The organism is Bacteroides hominis, assembly GCF_033042785.2.
Classification (GTDB): domain Bacteria; phylum Bacteroidota; class Bacteroidia; order Bacteroidales; family Bacteroidaceae; genus Bacteroides; species Bacteroides hominis.
In genome coordinates, this window is record NZ_CP178829.1 from 330,444 (window position 1) to 342,767 (window position 12,324).

At 44.0% G+C, this 12,324-nt stretch carries 6 protein-coding genes, 2 tRNA genes and 3 rRNA genes; 2 read left to right on the top strand and 9 right to left on the bottom strand.

The annotated features are described in order from the left end of the window. Positions 1-49: 49 nt before the first annotated feature. The 9 genes from era to R3O62_RS01505 form a co-directional block, all read right to left on the bottom strand. On the bottom strand, positions 50-931 hold the full coding sequence (era, locus tag R3O62_RS01465) for a GTPase Era (RefSeq protein WP_005782288.1): 882 nt from the start codon (positions 929-931) through the stop codon (positions 50-52). A gap of 87 nt (positions 932-1,018) precedes the next feature. Beyond that, positions 1,019-2,023, bottom strand: coding sequence for a beta-ketoacyl-ACP synthase III (locus R3O62_RS01470; RefSeq protein ID WP_005811282.1), 1,005 nt, complete (start codon positions 2,021-2,023; stop codon positions 1,019-1,021). Positions 2,024-2,121: 98 nt separating this feature from the next. Next, entirely contained in the window at positions 2,122-2,307 is a 186-nt protein-coding gene (gene rpmF / locus R3O62_RS01475) for a 50S ribosomal protein L32 (protein WP_002562387.1), read from the bottom strand. A gap of 13 nt (positions 2,308-2,320) precedes the next feature. After that, positions 2,321-2,896 (bottom strand): YceD family protein, encoded by a 576-nt coding sequence (locus R3O62_RS01480; RefSeq protein ID WP_005822044.1) that lies wholly within the window; start codon positions 2,894-2,896, stop codon positions 2,321-2,323. Positions 2,897-3,186: 290 nt separating this feature from the next. Then, positions 3,187-3,297, bottom strand: a 5S ribosomal RNA gene (rrf, locus tag R3O62_RS01485). 89 nt (positions 3,298-3,386) lie between these two features. Next, positions 3,387-6,274 (bottom strand): 23S ribosomal RNA (locus R3O62_RS01490). Between the two features lie 149 nt (positions 6,275-6,423). After that, positions 6,424-6,500 (bottom strand) — tRNA-Ala (locus R3O62_RS01495). A 26-nt stretch (positions 6,501-6,526) separates the two neighbouring features. Next, positions 6,527-6,603, bottom strand: a tRNA-Ile gene (locus tag R3O62_RS01500). A 156-nt stretch (positions 6,604-6,759) separates the two neighbouring features. Next, positions 6,760-8,288, bottom strand: a 16S ribosomal RNA gene (locus R3O62_RS01505). The 16S, 23S and 5S rRNA genes sit together here with 2 tRNA genes alongside, the layout of an rRNA operon. A gap of 1,967 nt (positions 8,289-10,255) precedes the next feature. Here R3O62_RS01505 and metF point away from each other — a divergent pair. Next, positions 10,256-11,209, top strand: coding sequence for a methylenetetrahydrofolate reductase [NAD(P)H] (gene metF, locus R3O62_RS01510; protein ID WP_005783089.1), 954 nt, complete (start codon positions 10,256-10,258; stop codon positions 11,207-11,209). Between the two features lie 3 nt (positions 11,210-11,212). After that, complete coding sequence (locus R3O62_RS01515) at positions 11,213-12,322, top strand: ATP-binding protein (RefSeq protein WP_022011750.1); 1,110 nt, start codon at positions 11,213-11,215, stop codon at positions 12,320-12,322. The last annotated feature ends 2 nt before the right edge of the window (positions 12,323-12,324 follow it).

Consider the following 12,324-nt stretch of genomic DNA (forward strand, 5'->3'; position numbering starts at 1 on the left):
TTACACACTTTATTTTTGCGACTATCACAGTCGTATGAATTTTCTTTTTTTAATCTAACTGATAACCAAAATTCCGCAATTCCTTGTCAGAGCTGCGCCAATCTTTGTCTACTTTCACATAGGTTTCCAGAAAAACAGTTTTTCCGAAAAAACGTTCCAGATCCCGCCGTGCCTCTGTAGCAACTTTCTTCAGGGCTTTACCCTGTTTTCCTATAATAATCCCTTTCTGAGAATCACGCTCTACATAAATCACGGCATGAATGTGTATCTTCTTCGCATCTTCTTTGAATTGCTCCACCACCACCTCTACCGAGTACGGAATCTCTTTGTCATAGTACAACAGGATCTTCTCACGGATAATCTCGTTGACAAAGAAACGGGCCGGCTTATCAGTCCACTGGTCCTTATCAAAATAAGGAGGTGAGTCAGGCAAAAGTTCTTTGATCCGCTTCATCACATAGTCCACATTGAACTTTGTAGCTGCCGAAATCGGAATAATCTCAGCTTGTGGAAGCAACTCTTTCCAGTCTTCCACCAGCTTCACCAGCTTTTCCTGGTCAGTCAAGTCAATCTTGTTAATCAATAACAAAACCGGAGCAGTCTGCTGACGCACTTTCTGAATAAATTCATTATTCTTATCAGGAGTTTCAATCACGTCTGTCACATAAAGCAAGACATCTGCATCCGCTAATGCTGAAGTCGAAAAGTTCAGCATAGATTCCTGCAACTTATAATTAGGTTTCAACACCCCCGGAGTATCCGAAAAAACAATCTGCATATCATCCGTATTATAGATACCCATAATCCGGTGACGAGTAGTCTGCGCCTTAAACGTAGCAATTGAAATACGTTCGCCTACCAACACATTCATCAGTGTCGACTTACCCACATTGGGATTTCCTACTATATTCACAAAACCAGCTTTATGCATCGCCTTCCATTTATTGATTTAGACAAAAAAACGCATCGAATCGAAATAAGATGCGTTTTATGTGATTTATATTAGCAACTTTCGTTACTATTCTTTTTTCCCGTCGTAACCCCATTTCACATACACGGCACCCCAAGTAAATCCGGCACCAAACGCAGTGAAAATAATGTTATCGCCTTTCTTAAGTTTCTCTTCAAAATCCCAGATACACAATGGCAACGTACCCGCACTCGTATTACCGTAATGCTGAATATCCACCAGAACTTTCTCCATCGGAACTTCCATGCGATGAGCTACCGCTTCGATGATGCGCATATTGGCTTGATGGGGAACAATCCAGTCAATGTTATCTTTTGTCAGCCCGTTCTTTTCTGCTATAGCTGCACTGACATCAGACATATTAGAGACAGCGTACTTGAACACAGTTCTACCTTCCTGATGAATATAATGCATTTTATTGTCAACCGTGAAATAAGAAGGAGGACAAACCGAACCACCCGCTTTCATGTGGAGGAAAGGCAATCCCTTACCATCAGTTCTCAATATAGCATCCATAATTCCCAAGTCTTCCGTGGTCGGTTCAAGCATAAAAGCTGCCGCTCCATCACCGAAGATAGGGCATGTTGCACGTTCTGTGTAATCCACCATTGATGACATTTTATCGGCACCAACAATGATTACTTTTTTATATCGTCCCGAACGAATAAAATTGGCAGCTGTTTCCATCAGATACAAGAATCCGCTACAAGCAGCCTGTAGATCGAAAGCAAAAGCATTTTTTAGTCCGAGTTTATCACAAAGAATAGAAGCTGTTGAGGGGAAATGATAGTCAGGAGTAGTAGTTGCAACGATAACTAAATCAATGTCATCAGGATTTGAACCCGTTTTTTTCATCAACTGTTTAGCTGCCTTACGGGCCATATACGAAGTACCTAATCCCTCTTCGTTCAGTATTCGTCTTTCTTTTACTCCGATACGAGTCATAATCCACTCGTCATTGGTATCCACCATCTTAGATATCTCGTCGTTTGTCAAGACATAATCAGGTACATATCCTCCGACTCCTGTGATTACTGCATTTATTTTTTCCATCAATTCTGTTTTAATTTAGCAATACATCTAATACTTAAAGCAGCCGGAGAGCAATGCTCTCTGGCTGTTTGATAAGTATAAGCTTATTCAGACTGCAATTATACAGCAGCTTCTTTTTCAATTGCCAGCTTACCTCTGTAGTATCCGCAAGCGCCGCATACTGTGTGGTAAACATGCCATTCACCGCAGTTCGGGCAAATAGCCAATGTAGGAGCTACTGCTTTATCATGAGTTCTTCTCTTTGCAGTTCTTGTTTTTGATTGTCTTCTCTTAGGATGTGCCATTTTCTTTTAAACTTTAATTATTATCTAATATTTTTTTTAATTCATTCCAGCGCGGATCAATCTGTTCCTCCGCTTCATCTTCCACAACGATATCCTCACCAGCGCCAAAAGATTCTTCTGCATCGTCATCACTACTTGTTCTAAGATGCTTGTTCAGCTTACTGGTCACAGCTTTATTGCATTTACCGGGAGCATGCACATGCTTCATCGGGATAGCCAAAGCTATAAACTCGTACATAAACCAAGCTACATTGATCTCCCCTTCTTCCTCAGGGATCACAATCAGATTATCTCCCTCTTCAGCATATTCACGGCCAAATTTCACCATCAACTTATCTGAGGAAGTAACCGGCTGCTCCATCTCATCCAAACAACGGTCACATGGTACCCATACGATACCTTCTGTCTGGAAGCTCAATTCAAAAGCACGAGAGGTCTTTTTAACCGTCAACTCTACGTTGACTTTACCTTTCTGAACTTCAGGGCCATCAATATGAGCGAAAAAAAGATTGTCAAGTAGAAACTCATACTTACATGAGTCTGCTTGCATTCCTTTCAAATCAATTTTGTATTTATCAAACTTTCCCAAAGCTTCTTTTTTTTAATCGTTGCAAAGGTACAAAAAAAGCCCAAACGTTATGTACTACTTAACTAATTTTCATCTGAATCTTAAGTAGGTAGACATAATTCGGGCGACAAAGATACGAATAATAATCCTCATAACATACAAATTATCAGTAAATATTCGTATTTTAAGTAGTATTTTATTTATAAACGAGTGCATCAGTTCGGTTATTATCCTCCCTCCTTCTTTTCCTACGTCTATAAACAAGTCATCCCCTCGTGTCTTCTGACCCGAGGGGATGAACTCTCTGAAAAAAACGGCGACTACCTACTCTCCCACTGTTACGCAGTACCATCGGCGTGATCAGGCTTAACTTCTCTGTTCGGAATGGGAAGAGGTGGAACCCTGATGCTATAGTCACCTGAATAAGGCAGACATAATGTACAAAAGTAAACTTAGCCGTCTATCAAACCGATAGTAAAGCTAAACGGATATATAAACCATAAAAGACAATAAAAGAAAGTCATCGGGCAATTAGTAACGCTCGGCTGTGATGTTACCACCTGTACACCTGCGTCCTATCAACGTTGTAGTCTACAACGACCCTAAAAGAAATCTAATCTTGTGGCTGGCTTCGTACTTAGATGCTTTCAGCACTTATCCAATCCCGACTTAGATACCCGGCAATGCACCTGGCGGCACAACCGGTAAACCAGAGGTCAGTCCAACACGGTCCTCTCGTACTAGTGTCAGAGCCACGCAAATTTCATGCGCCCACGATAGATAGAGACCGAACTGTCTCACGACGTTCTGAACCCAGCTCGCGTGCCACTTTAATGGGCGAACAGCCCAACCCTTGGGACCTTCTCCAGCCCCAGGATGTGACGAGCCGACATCGAGGTGCCAAACCCCTCCGTCGATATGAGCTCTTGGGAGGGATCAGCCTGTTATCCCCGGAGTACCTTTTATCCTTTGAGCGATGTCCCTTCCATACGGAAACACCGGATCACTATGCTCTAGTTTCCTACCTGATCGACTTGTAAGTCTCCCAGTCAAGCGCCCTTATGCCATTACACTCTGCCGCCGGTTACCAATCGGCGTGAGGGCACCTTTAGAAGCCTCCGTTACACTTTTGGAGGCGACCACCCCAGTCAAACTACCCACCAAACAGTGTCCTCGCAACAGCGAGTTAGAACTCAAATAATCAAAGGGCCGTATTTCAACAGCGACTCCACAAATACTGGCGTACCTGCTTCAAAGTCTCCGGCCTATCCTACACATCAATTACCCAAATTCAATGTTAAGCTATAGTAAAGGTTCACGGGGTCTTTTCGTCCCATCGCGGGTAATCGGCATCTTCACCGATACTACAATTTCACTGAGCTCACGGTTGAGACAGTGTCCAGATCATTACACCATTCGTGCAGGTCGGAACTTACCCGACAAGGAATTTCGCTACCTTAGGACCGTTATAGTTACGGCCGCCGTTTACTGGGGCTTCAATTCAATGCTTCTCTTGCGATGACATCTCCTCTTAACCTTCCAGCACCGGGCAGGTGTCAGGCTGTATACGTGATCTTTCAATTTTGCACAGCCCTGTGTTTTTGTTAAACAGTTGCCTGGACCTATTCTCTGCGCCCTCCCGTCACCGGGTAGGGACCCTTTATCCCGAAGTTACAGGGTCAATTTGCCTAGTTCCTTAACCGTGATTCACTCAAGCGCCTGAGTATATTCAACCCGACTACGTGTGTCCGTTTGCGGTACGGGTACCATTAAGATTAAGTTTAGCGGATTTTCTTGGGAGTATGTTTACACGCACTATTACCGTTTTCCGAGGAAATTGGTATACTATCAGGTTCGACTCTTATCCCGGATTTGCCTGGGATAATCAACATCTACACCCTTTAACGGACTATTCCGTCAGTCCGCGGCGTTGTCACTCCTCCGTCTCCACGTCACTCTTAATGCTAGTACAGGAATATTAACCTGTTCTGCCATCGGCATCACCGTTCGGCTGAGCCTTAGGACCCGACTAACCCTGATCCGATTAGCGTTGATCAGGAAACCTTAGTCTTGCGGCGAGGGGGTTTCTCACCCCCTTTATCGTTACTTATACCTACATTTGCTTTTCCACACGCTCCAGTAAAGCTCACGCTTCGCCTTCAACGCAGAGTGGAATGCTCCCCTACCGATACTTACGTATCCCATAGCTTCGGTAAAACACTTAATGCCCGATTATTATCCACGCCAAACTCCTCGACTAGTGAGCTGTTACGCACTCTTTAAATGAATGGCTGCTTCCAAGCCAACATCCTAGCTGTCTTAGCAATCTGACTTCGTTAGTTCAACTTAGTGTTTATTTGGGGACCTTAGCTGATGGTCTGGATTCTTCTCCTTTAGGACATGGACCTTAGCACCCATGCCCTCACTCCTGAGATCGAACTAATGCGCATTCGGAGTTTATCAAGACTTGATAGGCGGTGAAGCCCTCGCATCTTATCAGTCGCTCTACCTCACATTAGTAATTCTCAAGGCTGCACCTAAATGCATTTCGGGGAGTACGAGCTATCTCCAAGTTTGATTAGCCTTTCACCCCCACCCTCAGGTCATCCGGAAGCTTTTCAACGCTTATCGGTTCGGTCCTCCAGTTAGTGTTACCTAACCTTCAACCTGCCCAAGGGTAGATCACTTGGTTTCGCGTCTACTCCTTCCGACTATCCGCCCTGTTCAGACTCGCTTTCGCTTCGGATCCACATCTCAAGATGCTTAACCTTGCCGGAAAAAGTAACTCGTAGGTTCATTATGCAAAAGGCACGCCGTCACAGCATAAGCTGCTCCGACCGCTTGTAGGCGCATGGTTTCAGGGACTATTTCACTCTTCTATTCGAAGTGCTTTTCACCTTTCCTTCACAGTACTGGTTCGCTATCGGTCTCTCGGGAGTATTTAGCCTTACCGGATGGTCCCGGCTGGTTCACGCAGAATTCCTCGTGCTCCGCGCTACTCAGGATACCACTACGCTTCAGTTACCTTAGAATACCGGGCTATCACCGTCTATGGCGCGACTTTCCAGTCGCTTCTTCTCAATAACTTTCTTGCGAGAGCGTGGTCCTACAACCCCACACATGCCGTAACACGGGTGGTTTGGGCTATTCCCCGTTCGCTCGCCACTACTAGGGGAATCATTATTTATTTTCTTTTCCTGCAGGTACTAAGATGTTTCAGTTCCCTGCGTTAGCCTCCAACTTGGTTGGATGACATTCCTTCAGAATGCCGGGTTGTCCCATTCGGAAATCTTCGGATCAAAGGTTATTTGCACCTACCCGAAGCTTATCGCAGCTTATCACGTCCTTCATCGCCTCCGAGAGCCAAGGCATCCGCCATGCGCCCTTATTTACTTTCTTTTATCGCCAGGTTCATCTCCTTTTCTTAAAAAGGATCTGAACCAAATGGTTCGATATATACTTTTAGCTCTTACTAAATTTACTTTTTTTGTACATCATGTCAAAGATCGTATGATAACATTCAGCAACTTGCGTTGCCAGCGTATCAATGGTGGAGAATAACGGATTCGAACCGTTGACCCTCTGCGTGCAAGGCAGATGCTCTAGCCAGCTGAGCTAATCCCCCAATCATACAAGATATCAATCTCGTCTTGGTAGTCCCAGGCAGAGTTGAACTGCCGACCTCTACATTATCAGTGTAGCGCTCTAACCAACTGAGCTATAGGACTAGTTCAACCGTGTCCTGTTTTTAGACTCGGCTTCTGTTTTTCTCTTGTTTATCTCTATCTATATTGCTATAGATGGTCGATCTATATTCTATAAATAAACAAGTACCAGTAGTACAATTTTAGAACCAATGAACGTCGTTTTCAACATCGCTCCAGAAAGGAGGTGTTCCAGCCGCACCTTCCGGTACGGCTACCTTGTTACGACTTAGCCCCAGTCACCAGTTTTACCCTAGGACGCTCCTTGCGGTTACGTACTTCAGGTACCCCCGGCTCCCATGGCTTGACGGGCGGTGTGTACAAGGCCCGGGAACGTATTCACCGCGCCGTGGCTGATGCGCGATTACTAGCGAATCCAGCTTCACGAAGTCGGGTTGCAGACTTCGATCCGAACTGAGAGAGGCTTTTGGGATTAGCATCCTGTCACCAGGTAGCTGCCTTCTGTACCCCCCATTGTAACACGTGTGTAGCCCCGGACGTAAGGGCCGTGCTGATTTGACGTCATCCCCACCTTCCTCACATCTTACGACGGCAGTCTCTCCAGAGTCCTCAGCATGACCTGTTAGTAACTAAAGATAAGGGTTGCGCTCGTTATGGCACTTAAGCCGACACCTCACGGCACGAGCTGACGACAACCATGCAGCACCTTCACAGCGGTGATTGCTCACTGACATGTTTCCACATCATTCCACTGCAATTTAAGCCCGGGTAAGGTTCCTCGCGTATCATCGAATTAAACCACATGTTCCTCCGCTTGTGCGGGCCCCCGTCAATTCCTTTGAGTTTCACCGTTGCCGGCGTACTCCCCAGGTGGAATACTTAATGCTTTCGCTTGGCCGCTTACTGTATATCGCAAACAGCGAGTATTCATCGTTTACTGTGTGGACTACCAGGGTATCTAATCCTGTTTGATACCCACACTTTCGAGCATCAGTGTCAGTTGCAGTCCAGTGAGCTGCCTTCGCAATCGGAGTTCTTCGTGATATCTAAGCATTTCACCGCTACACCACGAATTCCGCCCACCTCTACTGTACTCAAGACTGACAGTATCAACTGCAATTTTACGGTTGAGCCGCAAACTTTCACAACTGACTTACCAGTCCACCTACGCTCCCTTTAAACCCAATAAATCCGGATAACGCTCGGATCCTCCGTATTACCGCGGCTGCTGGCACGGAGTTAGCCGATCCTTATTCATATTATACATACAAAACAGTATACATACTGCACTTTATTCTAATATAAAAGAAGTTTACAACCCATAGGGCAGTCATCCTTCACGCTACTTGGCTGGTTCAGGCTCACGCCCATTGACCAATATTCCTCACTGCTGCCTCCCGTAGGAGTTTGGACCGTGTCTCAGTTCCAATGTGGGGGACCTTCCTCTCAGAACCCCTATCCATCGAAGGCTTGGTGAGCCGTTACCTCACCAACAACCTAATGGAACGCATCCCCATCCTTTACCGGAATCCTTTAATAATGAAACCATGCGGAATCATTATCCCATCGGGTATTAATCTTTCTTTCGAAAGGCTATCCCCGAGTAAAGGGCAGGTTGGATACGTGTTACTCACCCGTGCGCCGGTCGCCAGCAAAGAAAGCAAGCTTTCTTCCTGATGCCCCTCGACTTGCATGTGTTAAGCCTGTAGCTAGCGTTCATCCTGAGCCAGGATCAAACTCTTCATTGTAAAAGTATTGTTATATATCCCGTAAGGGATAATATTAGCTCTGTTCAGGATGTCGAAAATTTATTGACGGTCATTTTTTCATATACCTATATAATAAGTATTGACGGTTCTAAATTTACTTGTACTACTTGTATTGTTTATCAATTTTTCAAAGAACTCTTCTTTTCGATTGTGCTTCGTTTCAAAAGCGGGTGCAAAGGTAAAAGGTTTATTTTAAAACACCAAATGTTTTGGAAGTTTTTTTTAAATGTTTTTCCCGGTCTGTTCTCTGGCTCTCTTAGCGAAAGGAAAAGGCACCGGAATAAACGCCTTTTATCGCGAATCGGACTGCAAAGATAACGAATTTTAATATTAAACTCCAAAGAAAAAGGAGATTATTTTTGTTGTTCGTTAAGGCAATCAATACGCACTTGCAACATGTCAATTTCAATCGGCTCTCCCTCTCTTGGAAAGCGGGTGCAAAAATACGCGATTTACCAATACAAGGCAAATATATAAGGAAGTTTTTTTGAATAAAAATATAAATTTAGATGTAAAGGACTGAGGGAGAGGTAGGTTTTAGAGCATACTTTAAAAAGAAGGGAAAAGGGAGGGCCAAGGGAGACACATTATTATAATATATAGAGGGGGAATACTTGGAAAACAAGGAGGGGGGGATTCATTGGGGAGGGAGGGGAATCTCTGTGTTGGGAACGAACCGCCAGGCGGTTTCAAATTTCTCCGGGGGATATGGGAAAGGGATTCTCAGGAGGCACCAGGATAAATGTGTAGCTGGGTCAGCAGTTAAATATCATTGATAATCAGAAGAGTATATTTACCTGAATTTTATTCTTGATGTAAAGCCATTTACCCGGGCATGTAAAAGCATTTACCTCAGCATGTAAAGCCATTTACCTCGGCATGTAAAAGCGTTTACCCCGGTTGGTAAATGGAACCCGCATTCAAGGTTACGGGGGTACGCGCGTAAAGGCAGCGTCAAGGCAACGTATGCTTCGGACAGACCATGCTTGAGGGAAAGCGCCGGCGGAAGGAAAAGCGGGAGAAAGGGAACAGCGGACAGGGAATGGGGTGGACGGGGGGCAAAGAATATCCCAAGTGGCAAATAACAAAGGACTTCCGGAAAAAAGCAGAGCATTTTCAAGCAAACAAGCGGGGATATGAAAATGCTTTTTAAGGGAAAAACTGACAAGAAACAGAAAGTATACTTCTGAATACGAGTGAATTAGGAAAGTTTTTCAAGCGATGGCAGAGGGTGGAAGATGAAAGATGAGGGTGGAAGATAAACAGGCTGAAAACGCGATCTTCCACCCTATTAACTAAATGATAATCAGACAAAAAGATTGAAAAAGGTGGAAGATGGAAGATAGAAATACATTTCGCGGAGGAGAGGAGAAAAGCGGATGGGAGATGAAAGATACAAAAAGAAAAAAGGAAAGAGACCGGGAAAGAGTGAAACGGGACGAAAAGAAAAGATAAAAGACTAATGTTAAAAGCACATTTTGCCATAATTTCTCTCCCCCCCAAAAAAACAAGGCATGTTCTACCAAAGCATATGAAAGCAGTTATAGTAACAGACAAAAACTTTCTTTCATCGTTTTCCAGAGCAAAATCAGCTAATTATGATTCTTTCGCAATTCAAGCGCAAAGGTCTTTCAAAATAAACAAGATGTACCGTCATAAGGTAGTTCTAAGACTTCTGTCATAAGGAATAAAAGAACAAATACACCAGCAAAATCAACAGAAGGGACAACAAAACCGAACTTTAAAAATATCCCCAAAGGGGCATCTGTCCATGTAAATCCTGCCTTTCATTCATTAAAAGTATCGGTTAACAGCCAAAAAAGATTCATAACCGGAAGAGATAGCAATCTTTTAGGGTTCCACAACGATTTCATTTCATCTTTTTTTCGTATTTTTGTCCCAATATGCACCTTATTATAAGGAGAGCAACGACCAATAAAGAAACAATGAGAGTAATTGACTTAATACATAGCAACGAAAAAACAGCCTTCTCTTTTGAAATACTTCCTCCTCTGAAAGGTACGGGTATTGAGAAGCTGTATCAAACCATAGATACATTACGAGAATTTGACCCCAAGTATATCAATATCACTACGCACCGCAGTGAATATGTATACAGAGATCTGGGGAATGGGCTTTATCAGCGCAATCGGCTACGAAGACGTCCGGGAACCGTAGCTGTAGCAGCTGCTATCCAGAACAAGTATAATATGACGGTAGTACCTCACATTCTGTGCAGTGGTTTTACTCAGGAAGAAACTGAATACGTACTGCTCGACCTACAATTCCTGGGAATTACCGATCTGTTGGTTCTCCGTGGAGATAAAGCAAAGCACGAATCGGTTTTTACCCCCGAAGGAGACGGACATCATCATGCTTTAGAGTTACAGGAACAGATCAATAATTTCAATAAAGGTATCTTTGTAGACGGTTCGGAGATGAAAGTAACAAATACTCCTTTCTCTTATGGAGTGGCCTGTTATCCGGAAAAACATGAAGAAGCACCTAACATCGACATGGATATCTATTGGCTGAAAAAGAAAGTGGAAGCCGGAGCCGAATATGCTGTGACACAATTGTTCTATGACAACAAGAAATACTTTGATTTCGTAGAAAGAGTACACCAGGCAGGAATACACATCCCGATTATTCCGGGCATCAAACCTTTCAAGAAGTTATCCCAACTAAGCATGGTTCCGAAAACATTTAAGGTAGACCTTCCGGAAGAACTAACCCAGGAAGCACTGAAGTGCAAAACAGACGAGGAAGCCCGCAAAGTGGGTATCGAATGGTGTATCAACCAATGTAAAGAGCTGATGGCCGCCGGTGTACCCAGTATCCACTTTTACTCCATCGGAGCAGTGGACAGTATAAAAGAAGTAGCCAAAGCGATTTATTAAACTATGTTTTTCAGAGACGTCATCGGACAAGAGGCAGCCAAGCAGCGACTGATACAAGAAGTCAGCGAAGGACGCATACCACACGCCCAACTTTTCTGCGGGCCTGAAGGTGTGGGCAAGTTTCCATTGGCATTAGCCTATGCACGCTACCTGAGTTGCACGAACCGCAGTGAGACAGACGCTTGTGGAGTCTGTCCGTCGTGTGTGAAGTTCAATAAGCTGGTTCACCCCGATGTTCACTTCGTTTTTCCGGTAGTAAAAAACGGAAGAAGTGATGATTACATTGTGGAATGGAGAAAACTGGTACTGAATAATCCCTATTTTACGATTAACCACTGGCTAAATGAAATTAACGCAGAAAATGCACAGGCGGTGATTTACACCAAAGAAAGTGATGAGATCATGAAAAAGCTCAGCCTTAAATCCAGCGAAGGAGGATTTAAGATTACCATTCTTTGGCTTCCCGAAAAGATGCAGCAAGCTTGTGCCAACAAGTTATTAAAGCTGCTGGAAGAACCACCCCAGAAAACGATTTTCTTACTGGTATCAGAGAATCCGGAATTAATTCTCCAAACGATACTGAGCCGCACACAACGTTTCAATCTACGCAAAATAGACGAACAATGCATTGCCGACGCTTTACAAAACAAATATGGAGTGCAGCAGACGACCAGTATTTCGATTGCCCACCTGGCTAACGGAAACTTTATCAAAGCGCTTGAAACCATTCATCTGAATGAAGAGAATCAACTGTTTTTTGAGTTATTTGTCAGCCTGATGCGCCTTTCTTACCAAAGAAAAATCCGGGAAATGAAATTGTGGAGCGAACAAGTATCAGGCATGGGACGTGAACGTCAGAAGAACTTCCTGGAGTACTGCCAACGGATGATCCGGGAGAATTTCATCTACAACCTGCATCGGAAAGAATTGACTTATATGACATTAGATGAACAGAACTTCGCTACACGGTTTGCCCCTTTTGTAAACGAACGAAACGTGATGGGCATCATGGACGAACTGAGTGAAGCTCAAAAACATATTGAACAGAATGTAAACGCTAAAATGGTATTTTTCGACTTCTCACTGAAGATGATCGTACTGTTGAAGCAATAACT

What these genes read in the sequence shown, in the direction of transcription:
- rpmF (WP_002562387.1), bottom strand. Translation starts at nt 2,307, where the DNA reads ATGGCACATCCTAAGAGAAGACAATCAAAAACAAGAACTGCAAAGAGA.
- metF (WP_005783089.1), top strand. Translation starts at nt 10,256, where the DNA reads ATGAGAGTAATTGACTTAATACATAGCAACGAAAAAACAGCCTTCTCT.
- R3O62_RS01470 (WP_005811282.1), bottom strand. Translation starts at nt 2,023, where the DNA reads ATGGAAAAAATAAATGCAGTAATCACAGGAGTCGGAGGATATGTACCT.
- era (WP_005782288.1), bottom strand. Translation starts at nt 931, where the DNA reads ATGCATAAAGCTGGTTTTGTGAATATAGTAGGAAATCCCAATGTGGGT.
- R3O62_RS01515 (WP_022011750.1), top strand. Translation starts at nt 11,213, where the DNA reads ATGTTTTTCAGAGACGTCATCGGACAAGAGGCAGCCAAGCAGCGACTG.